The following is an 18,375-nucleotide window of genomic DNA, read 5'->3' on the forward strand; positions in this document are numbered from 1 at the left end:
TTACGAAAAAAAGCCTGAACTCATTTTAATTCAGGCTCATTTGTTATTTTTTCTCATCAAGCTTGGTTGAACTTTTGCTGTGAAGCTAAATAAGAGAAATACAAAATGGGTAAGATAAACGGCGCTACACTCCAAAAGTCAAAATAGACATAGAGAATCGCTCCCAAGAAAGCACCAATCACAAAGCCAATTACAATACTCGCGCTTTTGAGCAAACTTGCCCAATTCGCTGCATTATTATTTTTCAGCAAGTTGGCAATATCAATACCGAGCTGTGTAGTGTTGCCTGTCATCATGGTACTTGGGCTAATATTTTTAATGAGTGTTTTGCTTGAAGTATTACGAATAGCTAAGGCAATTAAACCAAGCCCACCTGTCAATGCCACGGTCATTGAATCTGGATTTTTAAACGGTTCGAAATAAAGACCCGCAAACATAAAAGCGCATAGAAAAATGGCTTCAAATAAAAATAAATAAGACAGTGTTTTATGCTTGACCTGACTATGGTCAATTAACAGTTTGGTAATCACCACTGTCAAAATAAATAGCGGAATAGCAGCAAGCTTGATCCAAATACCAGCGCCGCCTTTGACCCATGCAGCCCCTGCCAACACTAAGTTTCCCGTCACATGCGCAGTAAAAAAGCCAAACAATGCAATAAACCCAATGGTATCAATTGCCCCACCCACCATGGTCAGCAAAACAGGATCTCGACATATGGCCCATGTACTTTCTGTCTCTTTTTTAACGGGGATGTCTGACATATGAAGTATCCTATTAGAGTTAAGTTTTAAAGCAATTAAGTTGTATTAAAATGATTTAAAATAAAAAAATGAATAAAGTTAAAAGGTTTATGAAAGCAAAAAAGTTTGTAAAAACATAGACTGCGTTATGTCGCAACACTGTCTTTAAATTGGCAACAATCAAAATTGTCTATTTTTAAAACATTAATCAGTTCTCATCTACAAATCAATTTGACCTCGAAAACTGTTCTAACTATGATGAAGCCGCGAGTTGTTATCAACTGATTTTGAACATGAAAAAGTTATGCCAAGATATGGATAATGAAAAACAACAATCACGAGTAGGGATATGTCACTTTATAATTATTCAGTTTTTCTAGGCGGATTATTATTTGCATCTATAGCCTTTGCAGGTCAAAAAAATAATGCTCACCGTGATTTTTACTTAAAATGTATGGCGGCGGGACATAGCCGTGCAAGCTGTACATGCATTTATCACCGTTTAGAACGTCAATATTCCCCTAAACTGATGCATAAACTTGGAAATTTAAGTTTACAAAGCCCCGAAGTACCACGTGATTTTGTGAAAACCATGATGCGCACCATGCGAGAATGCCAGTCATAAAGTTACTCATTAAAGCAAATGAGCAAGATTTCTAATTTCTTCCATCACCGCCTTACACGCAGGCGTTAAATATCCGTGCTTAGAAATAGACAAAGAAATATAACGCTTGAGTGCAGGGGTAATAATTTTTGCCGCTTGAATTGAGGTGTATTGGCTGGCCTTTTTTAAAGCTTGCGGCCCCAGCATGGTATACATGCGAGACTCGGAAACTAAATGGGTTTGCAAACTAATCGAGTCGGCTTCAAACACAATATTCAGCTCTACCCCATTTTCATAAGCCATGTGATCTAAAAAATTGCGCCAGTTACTTGGTCGGCAAAAGGTCACAAGGGGTAATTGGTCTATTTCTTTAAATTCGACTTCATTTGCCTGAGTGAGCACATCTCCTTCAGCTCCCACCAAATAGGTATCGGCTTCGGTAAGGTAAACATCGCCTTGTTTAGGCGTTGGGTTAAACCGATAGAGAATGGCTAAATCGACGCTGCCATCTTCAAGCCATTTTTCTAAATGCACTCCTTGCCCTTCACGCACCGATAGTTTAATTAAGGGATATTTCTCTTGAAGCACTTTATAGAGAGTCGATAACAACGGATGTGCAGTAGATGGCAAACTGGCGATACGAACCGTACCAATTGGGGTATCGGTCGAGTGCAAAATTTCATTATTGAGTTGGTCGGTCACGTTCAGCCATGAACGAATTTTAGGAAGTAAATGCTGGCCTAAATCGGTTAGCTCAACGCCGCGTCCAGTTCGGTTAAACAAACGGCCACCGCATTGTGCCTCAAGCTCGTTCATTTGCCGACTAATTTGCGGTTGATTGGTGTTATGTAGCATCGCGACTTTGCTTAAGCTACCGAGTTCCACCGCGTCTAAAAATATTTTCCATAATTCATAATTCATCGATTCTTCCTAAATCGTAAACTTGCATTTTTGAGCCATACATTTTCAGTATAACTGAAATTCAAGAATTGGTAATTCCTACATAGCTCACCAATTTCTATACTCCAATCATGTTCTCTACAACACGATTTAAGTCAGATTAAGAACCAGAGAATATTTAATTACACTGTATAGGAAGTACGATTATGAGTTTAGATTTACGTGGATTAACCCCAGCACCTGTGACTCCTTTTACCCGTGACGGACAAGTAGACCATGATGCAATTCAACGTTTAGGTTCATGGTTAGGCAGTATTGATGGTGTGAAAGGCTTGGTTGTTCTTGGGCATGCAGGTGAAGGAACATTCTTGTCGCAAAAAGAACAAATGCAGGTCATCGAAAGCTTTGTTAAATCGGTAGATGACAAAATTCCGGTAATCGCAGGGATTACACTCGAAGGTACTTCGGTTGCAGCAGAAGAAGCAAAACGTGCAGTGAGCGCAGGTGCTTCGGCAGGTTTGATTTACCCTTCACATGGCTGGTTGCGTTTTGGCTATCAAAAAGGCGCGCCACAAGACCGCTATAAAGCAATTTATGAAGAAAGTGGTTTGCCATCTATTTTATTCCAATATCCAGATGCGACTAAAGCCACTTACGACCTAGAAACCCTACTCGATATTTCTGCACAGCCAGGCGTATTTGCCATGAAAAATGGTGTGCGTAACATGCGCCGCTGGGATGTCGAAATTCCGATTATTCGCCGTGAACGCCCAGACTTACAAGTGTTGACGTGCCACGATGAATATTTGCTTCACACCATGTTTGATGTAGACGGCGCTTTGGTTGGCTACGGCAACATTGCCCCTGAACTATTAATTGAAATGATTAAAGCAGGTAAAGCTAAAGATTACGCTAAAGCTCGTGCTATTCACGACCAATTATTACCAGTGACTCGCAATGTCTATCACCGTGGTTCACACATGGAAGGCACGGTCGCGCTTAAACATGCTTTAGTTGCTCGCGGAATTTTGGACCATGCTACTGTGCGTTCTCCACTACTTCCACTGGCAGATGGTGCTGAGCAAGAAATTCATGATGCAATGCGTCAAGCCGGAATTGGCAAGGTCGATTTAACCCAAGCCGTTGCTTAAATTCTATTCGGGCTAGCATGTACGCTAGCCTTTTTTTCCTGTACGCTGCCTGAGGCCAAACATCGGGCATGTCTCTTAAAAACAATAATAAAAAGCATGCAAACTGTGGTGAACAGGTAGTGCGAAATAGAACAACAAAACTACGAGGAATGTAGTGATAAGGAGATATAAGATGACAAATCTAGCGGATGTAGAACAAATTAGTCATCATCAAAAAAATGCGGAAATTATTGCAAGACTCGAACGACTACCCGTCACTGGTCGGTTGCAATTTATGCGAATTACCATCGGTATCGCGACCTTTTTTGACGCTTATACTGTTCTTGCGATTGCCTTTGCTTTACCCCAACTGATTACTGAATGGCACCTGACGCCTGCCTATGTCGGTGCGATCATTGCTGCGGGCTATGTCGGACAACTGGTCGGTGCGATCTTTTTTGGCTCACTTGCCGAAAAAGTCGGTCGTTTAAAAGTGCTGTCTTTTACCATTTTACTGTTTGTGGCAATGGACATTTCCTGTCTGTTTGCATGGAGCGGAATGTCGCTGTTAATTTTCCGTTTCTTACAAGGTGTTGGAACAGGTGGCGAAGTGCCTGTTGCAAGTGCCTATATTAACGAGTTTATTGGTGCAGAAAAACGCGGTAAGTTTTTCTTGCTCTATGAAGTTTTATTCCCACTTGGTCTTATGTTTGCAGGCATGGCAGCATTTTTCCTGATGCCCATTTACGGCTGGAAAGTCATGTTTATTGTGGGCCTAGTTCCATCTTTACTGGTCATTCCTTTACGGTTTTTCTTACCTGAGTCGCCACGTTGGCTTGCCTCAAAAGGCCGTTTTAAAGAAGCAGATCAAGTCGTTAAAAGCTTTGAAGATGGTGCCATCAAAAGTGGTAAAACTTTGGCTGAACCCGTGGTTAAAGAAATTAACCCGCAAGGCATGGCAAAAACCAACTGGCGCGAGCTGTTCCGTGGCATTTACCGTAAACGGACCTTTACCCTGTGGGGCATGTGGTTTTGCGTGTATATGGTGAACAATGCCATGGTGACTTGGCTGCCATCTCTCTACAAACAACACTTTGGCCTGTCGCTTCAAACCAGTTTAGGTTATGGCTGGATTACCTCGGGTGTGGGTGTGATTGCCTCTATTATCTGTGCGTTAATGATTGATAAAGTCGGCCGCCGTCCTTGGTACAGTGCAGCGTTTTTCTTGGCGATTATTCCACTCATGAGCCTCTCGGTTTTAGGCGCAAAATCGGCGATGGAAGTTGTAATTTTCGCAACGATTAGCTATGCCATTTTGCAGACCATTTCATTCTCTTTATATCTTTACGCTGCCGAACTTTACCCTACTCGCCTACGTGCGATGGGCATTGGTTTTAGTACCGCTTGGTTACGTGCTGGCTCTGCAATTGGGCCTGTTATGGTGGGTCTGGTTGTTGGTGGCTATGGCATTCAATATGTGTTTAGTGTGCTAGCTGTTGTGGCGCTCGTTGGTGGCCTAGTGACCTTCTTGTTTGCCATTGAAACCAAAGGCCAAGTGCTCGAAAAACTCTCTCCTTAATTCATCCATTTCATAAAAAGCTTGCCTAACCCAGCGTTAGGCAAAGGGCTTATTCATGCTTAAAAAAGGAATTTAAAATGAATAAATATTTGCTATGGGGCTGTATTGGTTTAGGCAGTGTGAGCAACGCGTATGCAGAGCGTCCTCAAGAATTTGGCAAGTTAGAATTAAAACTCAACACCCGTTACTGGAACGATGAAGGCACTGCCCACCCCACGCTTGCTAACCCTTCACCTTCGTCGAGTGAATATGAACAAAGTGCGTTAGGGCTTGAGTTAAATTATCAGTCGCCTTACTTGTGGGACTGGCTTGGGGTAGATGGTTCACTCTATGCAGTCACCAAGTTATTTGACTCTGGCAAACCGAGCGCTCAGCTTTTAGAAGTCGAAAATAACGGCAAGCTTGACCAAAACTTTGCGACTTTAGGACAGCTCTACATCAAAGCAAAACTGGGCGATAAAGGTGAAATTAAGTTAGGCCGTCAGTTACAAGATTCGCTGTTGCTTAAAAGCACCAATAACCGCGCAGTGCCCGATACTTTTTCGGGTGCGAGTGGTCAATTTCAACTGAATGATCAGCTACAGACTTACATTGCTTACTATGACCGCTGGAAACCGCGCAGCATGGACTCTTTTGAAAAACTGGTGACTGAAAATGACGAGCACATTGATTATGTCGGTTTGCTTGGAGCCAAGTATCAGTATAAAAACTGGAGCTTGAATGCCGAATATTTAAATAGCAAAGATTATTTAAAAAAGTATGGGGCGATTGCTCAATATAAACTGCCCTTGCGTGGCTTTATGTGGACATTCAACACGGGTGCTTTTTTCTCGCGTGATGATGGCAAGCTGTTTAAATGCGGTGCCGAAACCGAGCTGGATTGTGTCAAAGGCCAAGACATTAACAACCGCGGGAATGGTTATTTTATCGATGTAAATGTGGCCAAGAATAATATTGAAGGTGGCATTGCGGTTTCAAAGTTTGATGGTTTTTGGATTGAGGATAACTTTGCCGTGCACTCTGACCGCAACTCGGTTTTAACGCAAGACCACGGCACCAACCCGTTTCCGACCTCTGCGACCATTGGCCCTGACTTTACCAATAACGATGAAACTGCGGTTGCCCTTCGCCTAAAATATAACTGGAAAGACTACGTAAAAGGTTTAAAAACCGAAGCGAAGTATATTTATGGTTTTGGCGCTCACCAAAGTAACATTAGCAGTGATATTGAAGGTAAAGAGCGTTACTTTGACTTTACGGTGAGTTATGCCTTGCCGTGGGTGAAAAACTTAGATGTGCGTTATTCATTTTTGCATTATAAGTCAAAGTTTGAAAATGCAAACCTAGGTGAAAAAATAAATGGTATGACCCGTAAAGATTGGGACCAGCACCGTGTATTTATTAATTACCGTTATACATTTTAAGCACACGCTAAACGTTTAGTTTAGCTTTATTATATTTATTAATTCACCAATTTAAATCGATAAACTTTTGAGTTTAATTAAAATATAAATTTATATTTAAAATTTTTATAATATTTTATTTAAATTGAATTGACCTGTTAAAAACTTATGATTATTATGGTCTCGCTGGCACACATTGTCAGTCGGTTTTGACAGACCGTTTTACATACAGCACATCAGATTTATCCTTCTGAGGGAGAAATTTGTGTGAAAACCACCGTCCCCCTCATGTTGCGGTAGGGCGGAAGGGGGACACCTTCGGGTGTGCTGGTTCTGTATGTCCGGTCTGTCAACCCCCTTTCGTTCTACCACCATAAATTAATTCGCGGTGATTGTTGGTGGTAGAGCTCCATACAATTTAAGGAGTTGACCATGCCACTATATATATTTACCCCCTCTCCCTTATAAACTTTTTATTTATTTAAAATTTGGGTTTTCTATTATCTAAATTTTCAAATTTATATATTATTTTTATTTTAAAATTTAAGTCATTTTATTTTATTGCTTTTACAGGCGGGTTAACTATTGCCTTTAAAAATGATTTTAAAACTTAAAATATAGCGGTTTATTTTTTCTCATTGATATATCCCCAATCATTAAGAGAATAATATGAAATTTTATAAAACTATTTTGGTTTTAGGCCTCGTTGTCGGCGATTACAGCGTTTCGGGTTGTGACCTACACACTCAGCAGGATTTTGAAGAAATTTGCCTGTCTGGTGGGCACACCCAAGCCAGTTGCGACTGTATTTACCAACGGCTTGAACAAGTGTATTCGCATAAGCTTATGCAACGTCTAGAACATGTCAGTTTGCAAAGTCCTGCTCTCCCACAGGACTTTGCCCCTACTTTTCTTAGTGTAATACGGCGGTGCGATAAAGAAGACATGGGCTAAGCGTTTGGCTTAGCTCCCTTATCTCTGTGTCGCAATGGTAGATAACTTTAAATCAGCGCAAACAATTAAAGTTCTGTTGTGGCACGGGGGCCTTGAGGGGAATGTGATCGTCCTAAATAAATTAAGATTAAAAAATTACAGTGAAATATTTTCATAAAATAAACAATATGTTATATAACAATCCAAATTAAATATTAGATAAAACAAATGATTAGTCTTACTGCTATTACTACTGTATGTGGGGTCCTAGTTCCTTTAATGGTTGCCTATATTTCATCACGGCATAACTTTAAAAAACATCCAAGATTGGAGTTTAGCGAAAGTATTGAAGCTGCTAAAGAGTTTGATGCAATTGTAATTTCTACTGCTGAATCACAGTTAGTAAAAGATCGTGTTGCTCAAAAATTGATAATGAAAAAAAATATCAATTTTCTAGAAGCACAGTATTTCTATAGTTATGTAGATATGGAACTTTGGGTTGAAAGATATGTTGATGTTCGGAAATACATAAAACCAATTATTGATGAGGATAATAAGATTGTTGACTTAAAGAATAAATATACTATGGCAAAGGGTATCTTATTTTTATGCATGTATTCTTTCTTTGCCATTTTAGCCATGGTCCCATTGATGTTTCTAAAGCATTATTTAGCAATCTTGCATCAATCTATTGATACTAGTAGCTTTTTAATAACATTTAATTTAATTACTTGGCCAATTCTGTTTATTTTTATAGCCTTAGTTGGTCTTCATAGAGCTAATAAAATATCTGATGCTTATAATTTTTTAAAGAATTTTGAACATGAAAGAATAAAAGTTAAGGAATAGATAATTATGGGATGACTAGCAAGCATGAAAAATCCGTCTCCCATTAATTAAATGAAAAGAGCTCATTAGAGCTCTTAGTACTTACTACTTTCAATAAATTTTAGAAAATTAATTAATGCTAATTTATCTTTAAAGTTAACTCCTATTCCATATTCTGTAGGATTTCCATCACATTTCGATAGATCACATTTTGGAAATTCAGCAAAGGCAGAATTCATATTTCCTTTTTGCTCAAAGCTAAACTCAACTTTCTCTAGCTTTGTTAAATCTTCTTTAAATTTCTGAAAAGATGGATGTATCATAAGCCTCGAAGGTTCTTTTTTTCTTTTTTGACTATCTTTCAATTGCTTAACATAAACATATTGACCATTTTTTAATTTAAATTCATGAGCATATTTACGAGTATTAGTTTGTGTATACCCTAGCCCTGTCATGAGCTCATCAATTTCTTTACAGGATAAAAAAGTCATTTCACTTAACCTAAATATTATTTTGAGGTATTTCTAACGAATCAAGAGACAAAATTCTAATGAAGAAATAGCAATACTATAAAAATAAAATAAAATTAGCTGCGATGGAAGGCTGCTCTAAGTCGATATAAAAAATTAAGCTTCTGTTGTGTACGAGAACCTTATTTTTAGTAATTTATTTTTGCATAACACCAAAGCCATAATCATAAGACCAAATAGGTATTTCGTCTCTATTGTAAGGTGTTAAAGATATACGGCAGCCTTGCTCATTAGCAATTTGGTACTCATAACAGTAATCTTTCATTTGTTGTGGATCGAGAGCTAACCATGCTTGTGGTTTAGCAGGAATTTCTTCGAACTTCACTTGATCCCATACCAAACCATATTTTGGATATTTTAAAGTTTTAGTCGCTTTCTCATCAAAACCATAAACTTGTTTTTTAACAATCAAGCTCTCAGCCCACTCAAACATATAGGTTTCTTGATAGTTACGTTCTCGTAAAGGCGTTAAATTATAAATATTCTCTGTCATGATACTTGCATCTACATCAGAGCGAGAAAATAACTGCTCCCCTTGATCATTAAAATAATTTTGGCAAAAATTTCCTATCTGCTGGTCATCATGTTTTGCAAATAAACAATTTATCTGATCAAAGCGAAGTCTGGCATTAATGACTAATTGAGATTGATGGTCCCACGGCAAAAGCTCTTTTAAATCTTGAGATGAATAAGTTGAAGTTACCGATGAACCATACCCTTCATAACCAGGGTATACAAATACAGGGCGACGCTGCTTACTTTGCTGCTTAAGTTTTTCAATATCGCGTCGCTCACAATAACGATAATTCCACTGCGGAATCATAATATTGGGTTGCTGTACTTTTTCTAACCGATGACGATTAACACGACCCGCTGTTTGTACAATTGACTGCACACTTGATGCATCAATGATAGCCCAATCAAAATCATGATCTCGTCCAACTTCTTCCACTGGTGTTGCAATTACAATAAATGGAATATTTAGAGAATTAGATTTTTGAATGAGGTCAATCATTTCATCATCTTGCTCGATCTGCTCATTACCAGTTTTTCTTTTTTTACCGTCTTTATGACGTGTTAAAAGCTGATCTAAACGTTGTTCTTTATAAAATCTTGAAATAAGCCAGTCGTTTGCATGATAACAAGCTACTTTTGCCTCAGGTAAATAATCTGATATAAATTGAGCAAGTCGAATTGCATGTTTAATATTAGCAACCCGTATAAGCCCCAAAGAAATTTTCTTTTCGGTCTTTTTAAAATTCCATGCATGCTCTTGATGAAGTTGCTTTACTCCTTCCAATACTGACTGTTTCCACAATAAAACTGTAGTTTCAGGTAACGAAAGCAACTGAGCCAGTCGATAGGTAGGCTTAGAGAGCAAGTGAACTTGTAAATTATCTAAATGCTTTTGGTAGTTTATATTAAATTCTGATTTTTGATTTGATCTTTCTAACCAGACCTGTGGTTTAAGCTCATTATCAATAATCGCAATGATTGATTTTTTCTCGGTACCATAAAGGGCTGCCCGCATTTGCATACCTGACTCAAAAGCCCGATGAATTGTTTTGGCAACTGTAAGTGATAAGGTTGCCGACGAACAAATAACGTTTCGCCCATACATTGCAGCTAACTGAACTAAACGTAAAACAGCAATCAATGCCTTAGGTTCATAGCCATCAACTTCATCTAAAATCAAATCACTACTCTTCACTCTGAGTAATGCTTTAACGTGATGTCCTTGTCTATGAGGCTCACCCGCTGCAATCAGATAATCAATGGTTGAAACTAATAATGGCGAAGCAAGGATTGTAGTTTCCTTTTGATCTAAAACTTTATGTCCATTTTTTTCAACCGTAAATAATGGATGTAACCACTCAGGTAAATCACAGTCCTCACCCCAAGCATCAAAAATAGGTTCTGGATGATTTTCATCTTCATCAACAAACTCAATTTTCTCTTTACTTTGATCGAATAAAGTCTGGGTAACCGTATTTCCAATAATTACGGCGATTTCATCTTCCGATAGATTCATCGATGTTTTAAGTGCATGCCCAGTCTGCAAAGTTAGAGAACGCAAATTAAGAGCAATCGCTAGTCTTGGGTCATCTGGTCGTAAAGTACACGCAGCTCGCAAATTCATACGGGTTTTACCACTTCCCGTCCCTGCAATATTGAATACCAATGCTGGTATTTCAGGGTGCTTCTGTATATTTTTTTGCAATGCATTTGCTGCGATATTTTGCCATTGGAAACGCGGGTGAGTTGTTGGCTGGCAAATGTATTCAACTGTTTGCTCAGATAGACCAGATAAACTCAAATCAGTCATCATTTGAACTGCAATGCGTGAAGCCCGATCTCCGACTTGGTGTAAGTGCCATTCCAGTGGCTGGTCCTGTAATTTTGCTTTCTTGTCTGAACCTATATTTTTAAGCTTTGTATTTGCAAATAATGATACATTTTCAGGCTTTTGCAAAGAATATTGTTGTGCCGAGACAATATGATCGGCATGAATGAGTGCTGCTCGTGAATGTAGTGCTAAGGCTTTCCAGTACAAAAGCTGGTTTATTTTTTGTTTTGGTATTAATGCAGTTAAACGCTGCATACGTTTTTGATGACTTTTAAAAATAGAGTCTGGCAATTCACCTGCACAGCTCATTTGTTCACGGCTTGGAACTAATGTACGAACATGATTTTCATAATGGGGTAATGCGAGTGGATCATTTTTTAAAGTTTCTTCAACTCCTAATAAACCATGATGTGTAACAACTAAATAATCGACTGCTTCTAATTCATTTTGAATTCCCTGTTCAATTTCTTGTCGATCACCTAAAGTAAATTTCTCTAAACCTTTATCTAAATTTTTCCAAGCAAGCTGCCAGTCCCATCCATTTTTTCTGAGTTGTTGTAATAGTTTTAAAGACAGCCATTCATGTCGAATGTCATCTCTAATTTTTTGCCCTGCCATTTCTGGACTTAATTTGTTCTGAAAATGTTGTGAAGCTTTACCAATATCATGCATGTCACCTGCTGCACCTGCCAACAAGCTACTTACTTTGACCCATTCATCTAGCATCAGTAGTTTTTGTTGTTTTTTGGTCGATGCAACTGGATATGCCCCGTCATGGGCAAATTTATGTTTTGCTCCTACAACCCATGCAAGCTTCATTCTTCGTACACCAAAATTAATATAAGCAGCTACCGCAGTCTGTCGAGTGGCTACTTTTTTTAATGCACTACGAATTTCTTTTAAGCCTTCCATTGTCATTGGGGCTTGCCAAGACGAATGTCCTGTACGAATAGCATAGCTATCCAAAATCGCTCGAGTTTTCTTTAAAGCTCTTTTTTCGCAAGCAGAGATGAGAATGACGTGCATAGTTTATTATTAAAGTTCGAATGTAATAAAAATATAATCTTTTGTTTTAAGAAGAGAAAGTTTTTATCAGCTTAATACAGCCTTTTAACGACAAAATATGTCGTCTTAAATTTTGGAAGGAACTCTTTTAAATCATCTGGGCGATGACGAACTATAACATTCAAGAAGCCGGTGAGTGGATGATTTTCTAAATCGTCTATGCGATGAATAACGCAGAATTGAATGCCGATATCACGAGCGTAATTTTCTAAATCATCTATGCGATGAATAACTCGTCCGTCCTGATCGATGAGGAAGGCTGTAATTTCTAAATCATCTATGCGATGAATAACCAATGAAACCAGAACAGTTTATTCGTGAGTTTTTTCTAAATCATCTGGGCGATGAATAACTTCACTTTCTTTTTAGAATCAAATACACGATATTTCTAAACCATCTATGCGATGACGAACGTAATACATGCGTTATTGGTACAACGGGTGTTTTCTAAATCATCTATGCAATGACGAACTCAGCGCTTGCCAAGGCCCGCATGGAACGATGTTTCTAAATCATCTGAGTGATGACGAACGTAGCTGTAGCACCATACAGATTAATTACAGGTTTCTAAATCATCTCAGCGATGATGAACTATGACTTAATGATGGCGAACCCCTATCACATTTTCTAAACCATCTATGCGATGAATAACAAGATTAAGTGTTTGTAGCCCTGTCGTTTGACTTTCTAAATCATCTATGCGATGAATAACTTTGTACATCGCTTGCATCATTCACACTTCAATTTCTAAATCATCTATGCGATGAATAACTTTTGCTGAACAATATCTTTGATCTGGAATAGTTTCTAAATCATCTAGGCGATGAATAACACTTTTTCTATAGCTAATGGTATGGATGAAAATTTCTAAATCATCTGTGCGATGAACAACTGCAACTAAAACAAAGTTAGGTGGTGGCTAATTTTCTAAATCATCTTGGCGATGAACAACCTTTTGCGTTCTTCCGTTATCCGTACGCCAACTTTCTAAATCATCTATACGATGAAAAACTAGAGCTAAGTAAAAACAAAACTCTTAAAAACAATAATATAAAGTTTTAATGAATCAAAAACCTTCAAAACATAAAAAACATAATCCATTGAATTATATTAATTTTTCTATTTTAAAAATATAACCTAATCGTCTTAGGCTAAATTTATGAAGCATATAATATTTTCATCCAATTGTCTTTACGACTTAATTTGTCGCAGATCTCAACTTCAATACTTTCATTTTTCAAATAATGTGTTAAAAATTGGCTAGATAACAAACGGGGAAGATAATGCCTGAACCACAAACTGATATTTTTATAAATGCTTTAGAAGAATCGGTACACTTTAGTTTAAAGACGATTAACTCCAATATTGAAAAAGGTGGAATTCGTTTAAGTAAACAACAAGCACTTGATTTACCCTATCTTAGTGCTCGAACTTTATTAAATGAAGACTTCCTTATTCCAACTGATTATCAGGCAAATGCAGGTAAAACGGCTTCTATTTTTAAAGTCGTAAAAGCAGCCATGATTAATAATGATATCAGTTCAGAAGATGCTGAGTTTCAACAACAAGTGGAACAGCTCAAGCCATCCATTTCATCTGTTTTTAATGAGCCCTATCAATCAGGTACAGAAAACATTGATATACGTATGCGCCAGCTTCTAATTCCAAAAAATGGTGAATACGTTTCAGTTAGCCCACTTACTGCTGCTGGTGTAAATTATCTTGTAAACAAAGAAGTTGAAGCTGTAAATGAGTTACGTAAAGAAAAAGAGAGTGAGTTTAACCGCATTCAAACTGCTGTTTTTGGCATAGGCGGAGCCAATCCACAAAATGTGGGAAGCCTCGTTCGTTCAATGCAACGCCCTATTACAGTTGACGCTCCTCAAGCAAGTGAAAAATTACGCCAAGCATTAGCGATTTTCTATAATGGATTTACGATACGTCTATCCCGCAAAATAAAACTACTTAATGGAACTAAACGGGCAAAAGAAGCAATTAAAGAGTGGTCAGAAATTTTAAATCGCCAACTTGTTATTACTGCAACGAATACTATTCAAAATTGGCATGACCTCGAGATTTTCGCTCCTTCTACTAATCGGGATGTACGAGATCAGGAAGTTATTTTCCTGAATATCCTTGCTAAAGATGTATTAAGACAAGCGACTTTCCAAAAAAATATTTTAGAAGAGGCTGAATCAATTTTACCAAGTATGAAAGAAATTGAGCGTCCTTCTTTTTGGGTTCATCCGAGCCTTTCGTTTGTTGTGCAAGGTTTGATTGACCCAGAGCTAAGAGATGATAACTGGAGAATAAAGTTCTCAGATTATCTGGCTAGAAAAATCACCAATGAAACCTTTGATATAGAAATAAATAATGAAACTGTAACGATTAGCCTAGATAGCAATTCAGAAGGTTATATCGCCCGCCGCTTACGGGAGATTGTTCGATGAGTCGTTATGTCGTTATTCCTCGTATGCGAGTACAAAATGCAAATATGCAAACCAATGGCTTCTTATTAGGTGGTGTACCTTTGTTTGCAGCCAATATGTTTGCACATCATTTAGCAAGGCAATTAGGTACTCAAGAAGAAGGCATTATTTATATTCATCATGATCAACAACGTTTGGGTGGACAGGCCTATGGTCGCTTTACGCCTGCTCAACGTCGTGGTGCCGTGTTTATTGGTAAAAAGGACTATTCTTCTAAAAATAAATATGCGTTGTCTTTACAACCAACCGCATCTTGTCATTTGGAGTTTAGCCTTGTTATCAAATTTTCTAGCTCTCGCATTAGTCCAGAAAAACTAACAAATATACTGAAACGTAGCCGTTTTGCTGGTGGACAAATTATCGAGTTTTTAGAAATTACGACACATGCTGAAAATGAATTAGAAACTGCCTTAAAGAAAATCAAAACTGGGTTTGCCATTTTAGATCGACAAGATTTGCTTATTGAATATCAGCAACGTAAACAAATTAATCGAGTTCAGGCATTTACCCAACTGTTGGCATTAAAAGCAGATGCGCTTAGAACGTTCTTTAATGATCAAAATTTAAGTTGGATATCGGCAACTAATTTGGGGTACGCCCTACTTGAGCCACTCACAGACCAACGAGCTGGTATTCGCCAAGCACAAGATCAGGAAACCACAGCCCATGCCTATGCAGAACCGCTTACTGGCATTGTTCAGTATTTTTCTTTAGGCGAGATTCTAAGGAAAAATACCGAGACTGAGGATGACTCTTGGCATAACTTGCAAAAATTATTGTGGACCTACCACTGGCCGCAAGACGACATTTTTCTTTTAAAACAAAATTGCATTAATGCATAACTCACTTTTAAACATAAGGACTTTTTCACATGACAATTTTTAAGAAATTACCAGGTAGCCTTTCTTTACAACGCGGTACAGTGGTGAGTGATGGGGCTTTTTTTAATTTATTTGAAGATGGCAAACAAGAACCTTTACATGTGATGTATCACGGTATTCGAGGGACTCAAAACGTAGCAGGTAACAAAGAAAAAGGTGCGGCAACAGGTAATTCACTGGCACGCGAAGTTACAAACATTCAGCTTACTGAATCTGCAAAATTACAACCTAAAGCAAAACTTTTGGTGAAATGGGACTTTCGTTTTATTGACTTGAGCTATGTACTGTTTGCAAGTGCGTCTAAAGCTGGTGCTGATAAAACCGAAGAATATAATTTCCGCCAAGCTTTCTTAAATTTTGTAAATCGCGCCAAAGAAAGTGATGGGCTAAAAGAAGTTGTACGTCGTTATGTACGTAATATTGTTAATGGCCGCTGGTTATGGCGTAACCGTATTGTCGCTGAAAGTATTACCATTCAAGTGACTGCTCAAGACTACCCTGAAACATTTAGCTTTGATGCGCTTTCTTATAACCTTAAGAGTTTTGATCAACCATCTGAACAAGAACAAAAACTAGCAGATATTTTGTTAAAAGGAATTACAGGTGAATCAACAAGTGCCGCATTGCATATTGAAGCGATTGTTGACTTTGGAATGGGTGGTGTAGAAGTTTTCCCTTCTCAAAATTACTTAGAAGATAAACCAAAAGGTTTCTCTCGATCTCTATATCAATTAACACCGAAAAAACCAGACCACAAAGCAAATGACAACCAATATCTGGGTCAAGCTGCATTACGTGACCAAAAAATCGGAAATGCTCTAAGAACAATTGATACTTGGTATCCACTATTTAAAGAAAACGATGAAAAGCCAATTGCAGTAGAGCCTAACGGTGCAAACCTAGAAGGTCAGATTTTCTATCGCGTAGGTAAAGACAAAGTTTCTGCATTCGATATTTTAAAAGAAATTGATGAACTAGATGTAAACAGCGAAAAAGGTATGTTCCTGATTGCATGTTTAATTCGTGGTGGCGTGTACTCCGAGGGTGAATAATCATGGATGCCAATTACTATCTGGATATCCGTGTTATTGAATCATCAGATGATACGGATTTAAAACTTGGTCATATTCGTAATCAAATTTACACCGTCATTCATGGTGCATTTCGAAAACTACCTGCGCATTACGCTCTTGCGTTGGAGATATCCGATAAATTGAAAGCGAAGCAAGAACAGTTTGAGAAAAAACATGGTCGTTCAGCTAAACCTAACTTTGATATTTTGCGAATTTTTGCAGAAAAACAGGATGAGTTAGATGAGTTAATCGAGGCAATTAAAGGACACTGGAAAATTCGCGACTATACCGTTTTAGGTGCCGCAATTGCTGTTCCTACTGCCAAAACTTCTGGTTGGAAAAGTTATCGAAAGTTTCGTATTCCAACCCTCAAAGCTGAACGTACTAAGCTTTCCCACCAAAATGAACCTTTAAGAGATAGACGCTTAAAAACTGCGAAAGGAATGCCCTTCTTTCAGGTGGTCAGCAGTACAGGTCATGGTTTTACAGTCATTATTGATGTTCAGGAGAGTGAAAACGCGGGATACGGGCTGCCCGATAGCTATGGACTTGCCCGTAAGGAAAGTCCTTTTGCCCTACCTGTCTTTTAAGGAAATATAATATGAGTCAACTCCGTCAAGAACGCAGCCGCCCACTTATGCTTTCAAAGCGTGCCTGCGTATTTTATCTCGAAAGAGTTCGTGTCGTTTTAAAAGATGATCGAATTGTTTACTTGACGGAGAACTCACAGCCTGTGGAATATTTTTATAATATTCCAGAGAAAAACACAGCCTTTTTATTACTTGGCAAAGGCAGTTCATTAACAGATGGGGCTGCCAGACGTTTAGCGGAATCTAATGTCATGGTTGGGTTTTGCGGTTCTGGCGGTTCCCCTTTATTTTCATCATTAGACTTAACATTTTTAGCGCCCCAAAGTGAATATCGCCCTACTGAATATATGCAAATTTGGATGAGAGCATGGTTAGAAGATGATGCACGTTTACTGATGGCAAAAATATTATTACTTGAACGTATTGCCCTCGTATCACAATCATGGAAGAAGAATTTTGATTTGATTCAATCGGGTATTTATATTGATGAAAATGCTTTAAACACGTTTAAACAAGATATTGACCGTTCCGAAAATCAACAAGAATTACTTGCAGCCGAAGGACGTTGGGCTAAAACGTTATACAAACAACTTGCTAAAGGCTTTGGAGTTGAGTTTATTCGCAATGAAGGAAAAAATTCTCACGACACTATTGCTGATATAGCCAACAGCTACCTCGATCATGGAAACTATATTGCCTATGGCTATGCGGCGGTTGCTTTAAATGGAATGGGAATTAGCTTTGCCCTACCTATTTTGCACGGTAAAACACGTCGCGGAGGTCTAGTCTTTGACTTAGCTGATCTAGTGAAAGATGCTTTTGTGATGCCACTCGCTTTTACATGTGCAGCAAGAGGTTTAAATCAAAAAGAATTCCGAATGCAGCTTATTGAAACATGCCAAGACCAAGATATTTTAGATTACATGTTTAGCTTCATTACTGATATATGTAGTAAAATTAAATAAAATCATACATTTAATCCAAGTACCTCATAACGAAGTATTTTCACTCATTAAAAACTTATATAATTGATTTTAAGAGTTTTGTTTTAACTTAACTCTAGTTGCTCATCGTGTAGATGATTTAGAAAATAAACCAGAAGATGAAAAGAGATCGATTATTGTTGCTCATCGTGTAGATGATTTAGAAATGAGGAAAAGTTATGGCTACATCACAACAGTTGTTGCTCATCGTGTAGATGATTTAGAAATCAACGGAAACATTCCATTTAGCCGCCAGTCTGTTGCTCATCGTGTAGATGATTTAGAAAAGTAGATAAT

15 protein-coding genes and 1 CRISPR repeat array (1 of these 16 only partly in view) are annotated in these 18,375 nt (G+C 38.1%); of the genes, 11 read left to right on the plus strand and 4 right to left on the minus strand.

Annotated features, from left to right (window positions below; all coding sequences use genetic code 11):
* Positions 1–56 precede the first annotated feature (56 nt).
* Positions 57–764 (minus strand): YoaK family protein, encoded by a 708-nt coding sequence (locus OD757_RS07990; RefSeq protein WP_263031492.1) that lies wholly within the window; start codon positions 762–764, stop codon positions 57–59.
* Between the two features lie 328 nt (positions 765–1,092).
* Here OD757_RS07990 and OD757_RS07995 point away from each other — a divergent pair, with 328 nt between their 5' ends.
* A complete protein-coding gene (locus OD757_RS07995; protein WP_009386860.1) occupies positions 1,093–1,368 on the plus strand; it encodes a hypothetical protein in 276 nt (91 codons plus the stop codon).
* A gap of 9 nt (positions 1,369–1,377) precedes the next feature.
* Here OD757_RS07995 and OD757_RS08000 read toward each other — a convergent pair whose 3' ends face one another.
* On the minus strand, positions 1,378–2,268 hold the full coding sequence (locus tag OD757_RS08000; RefSeq protein ID WP_263031493.1) for a LysR family transcriptional regulator: 891 nt from the start codon (positions 2,266–2,268) through the stop codon (positions 1,378–1,380).
* 185 nt (positions 2,269–2,453) lie between these two features.
* Here OD757_RS08000 and OD757_RS08005 point away from each other — a divergent pair, with 185 nt between their 5' ends.
* The 5 genes from OD757_RS08005 (at position 2,454) to OD757_RS08025 (ending at position 8,141) form a co-directional block, all read left to right on the plus strand.
* Positions 2,454–3,398: a dihydrodipicolinate synthase family protein gene (locus OD757_RS08005; protein WP_000050874.1), complete on the plus strand. Its 945-nt coding sequence runs from the start codon at positions 2,454–2,456 to the stop codon at positions 3,396–3,398.
* A 172-nt stretch (positions 3,399–3,570) separates the two neighbouring features.
* Positions 3,571–4,956, plus strand: coding sequence for an MFS transporter (locus OD757_RS08010; RefSeq protein WP_263031494.1), 1,386 nt, complete (start codon positions 3,571–3,573; stop codon positions 4,954–4,956).
* A gap of 77 nt (positions 4,957–5,033) precedes the next feature.
* The gene (locus OD757_RS08015; protein WP_263031495.1) at positions 5,034–6,380 is read left to right on the plus strand and encodes an OprD family porin; all 1,347 of its coding nucleotides are present in this window, start codon (positions 5,034–5,036) and stop codon (positions 6,378–6,380) included.
* A 648-nt stretch (positions 6,381–7,028) separates the two neighbouring features.
* Positions 7,029–7,313 carry a hypothetical protein gene (locus tag OD757_RS08020; RefSeq protein ID WP_263031496.1) on the plus strand — a complete coding sequence of 95 codons (285 nt, stop codon included), beginning with the start codon at positions 7,029–7,031 and terminating at the stop codon, positions 7,311–7,313.
* 207 nt (positions 7,314–7,520) lie between these two features.
* Entirely contained in the window at positions 7,521–8,141 is a 621-nt protein-coding gene (locus OD757_RS08025; RefSeq protein WP_263031497.1) for a hypothetical protein, read from the plus strand.
* 74 nt (positions 8,142–8,215) lie between these two features.
* Here the strand turns inward: OD757_RS08025 and OD757_RS08030 are convergent, their stop codons facing one another.
* Together OD757_RS08030 and cas3f are read right to left on the minus strand one after the other, a co-directional pair.
* The gene (locus OD757_RS08030; protein ID WP_263031498.1) at positions 8,216–8,611 is read right to left on the minus strand and encodes a hypothetical protein; all 396 of its coding nucleotides are present in this window, start codon (positions 8,609–8,611) and stop codon (positions 8,216–8,218) included.
* Positions 8,612–8,786: 175 nt separating this feature from the next.
* Entirely contained in the window at positions 8,787–12,023 is a 3,237-nt protein-coding gene (gene cas3f / locus OD757_RS08035) for a type I-F CRISPR-associated helicase Cas3f (protein ID WP_263031499.1), read from the minus strand.
* A 1,322-nt stretch (positions 12,024–13,345) separates the two neighbouring features.
* Between cas3f and OD757_RS08040 the strand changes: the two genes are divergently transcribed.
* Genes OD757_RS08040 through cas1f form a run of 5 tightly spaced genes read left to right on the plus strand, consistent with a single transcriptional unit; the run spans position 13,346 to position 18,060 of the window.
* Positions 13,346–14,512, plus strand: coding sequence for a hypothetical protein (locus tag OD757_RS08040; protein ID WP_263031500.1), 1,167 nt, complete (start codon positions 13,346–13,348; stop codon positions 14,510–14,512).
* Positions 14,509–15,393: a type I-F CRISPR-associated protein Csy2 gene (csy2, locus tag OD757_RS08045; RefSeq protein WP_263031501.1), complete on the plus strand. Its 885-nt coding sequence runs from the start codon at positions 14,509–14,511 to the stop codon at positions 15,391–15,393. Before OD757_RS08040 ends, csy2 begins: the two co-directional genes overlap by 4 nt.
* A 29-nt stretch (positions 15,394–15,422) precedes the next feature.
* The gene (gene csy3, locus OD757_RS08050; RefSeq protein WP_238516782.1) at positions 15,423–16,484 is read left to right on the plus strand and encodes a type I-F CRISPR-associated protein Csy3; all 1,062 of its coding nucleotides are present in this window, start codon (positions 15,423–15,425) and stop codon (positions 16,482–16,484) included.
* Between the two features lie 2 nt (positions 16,485–16,486).
* Positions 16,487–17,095: a type I-F CRISPR-associated endoribonuclease Cas6/Csy4 gene (locus tag OD757_RS08055; protein ID WP_263031502.1), complete on the plus strand. Its 609-nt coding sequence runs from the start codon at positions 16,487–16,489 to the stop codon at positions 17,093–17,095.
* A gap of 11 nt (positions 17,096–17,106) precedes the next feature.
* On the plus strand, positions 17,107–18,060 hold the full coding sequence (gene cas1f / locus OD757_RS08060) for a type I-F CRISPR-associated endonuclease Cas1f (protein ID WP_263031503.1): 954 nt from the start codon (positions 17,107–17,109) through the stop codon (positions 18,058–18,060).
* A 97-nt stretch (positions 18,061–18,157) separates the two neighbouring features.
* Positions 18,158–18,375: direct repeats of the CRISPR family, unit length 28 nt; unit sequence GTTGCTCATCGTGTAGATGATTTAGAAA; it runs 3,352 nt beyond the window's last position.

Origin of the sequence: Acinetobacter sp. AYS6 (genome assembly GCF_025630795.1) — a bacterium.
In the GTDB taxonomy this organism is placed as follows: Bacteria; Pseudomonadota; Gammaproteobacteria; order Pseudomonadales; family Moraxellaceae; genus Acinetobacter.

Bases quoted from the DNA above. Each gene is read 5' to 3' on its own strand.
- OD757_RS07990 (WP_263031492.1), bottom strand. From the start codon at position 764: ATGTCAGACATCCCCGTTAAAAAAGAGACAGAAAGTACATGGGCCATA.
- OD757_RS07995 (WP_009386860.1), top strand. From the start codon at position 1,093: ATGTCACTTTATAATTATTCAGTTTTTCTAGGCGGATTATTATTTGCA.
- OD757_RS08000 (WP_263031493.1), bottom strand. From the start codon at position 2,268: ATGAATTATGAATTATGGAAAATATTTTTAGACGCGGTGGAACTCGGT.
- OD757_RS08005 (WP_000050874.1), top strand. From the start codon at position 2,454: ATGAGTTTAGATTTACGTGGATTAACCCCAGCACCTGTGACTCCTTTT.
- OD757_RS08010 (WP_263031494.1), top strand. From the start codon at position 3,571: ATGACAAATCTAGCGGATGTAGAACAAATTAGTCATCATCAAAAAAAT.
- OD757_RS08015 (WP_263031495.1), top strand. From the start codon at position 5,034: ATGAATAAATATTTGCTATGGGGCTGTATTGGTTTAGGCAGTGTGAGC.
- OD757_RS08020 (WP_263031496.1), top strand. From the start codon at position 7,029: ATGAAATTTTATAAAACTATTTTGGTTTTAGGCCTCGTTGTCGGCGAT.
- OD757_RS08025 (WP_263031497.1), top strand. From the start codon at position 7,521: ATGATTAGTCTTACTGCTATTACTACTGTATGTGGGGTCCTAGTTCCT.
- OD757_RS08030 (WP_263031498.1), bottom strand. From the start codon at position 8,611: ATGACTTTTTTATCCTGTAAAGAAATTGATGAGCTCATGACAGGGCTA.
- cas3f (WP_263031499.1), bottom strand. From the start codon at position 12,023: ATGCACGTCATTCTCATCTCTGCTTGCGAAAAAAGAGCTTTAAAGAAA.
- OD757_RS08040 (WP_263031500.1), top strand. From the start codon at position 13,346: ATGCCTGAACCACAAACTGATATTTTTATAAATGCTTTAGAAGAATCG.
- csy2 (WP_263031501.1), top strand. From the start codon at position 14,509: ATGAGTCGTTATGTCGTTATTCCTCGTATGCGAGTACAAAATGCAAAT.
- csy3 (WP_238516782.1), top strand. From the start codon at position 15,423: ATGACAATTTTTAAGAAATTACCAGGTAGCCTTTCTTTACAACGCGGT.
- OD757_RS08055 (WP_263031502.1), top strand. From the start codon at position 16,487: ATGGATGCCAATTACTATCTGGATATCCGTGTTATTGAATCATCAGAT.
- cas1f (WP_263031503.1), top strand. From the start codon at position 17,107: ATGAGTCAACTCCGTCAAGAACGCAGCCGCCCACTTATGCTTTCAAAG.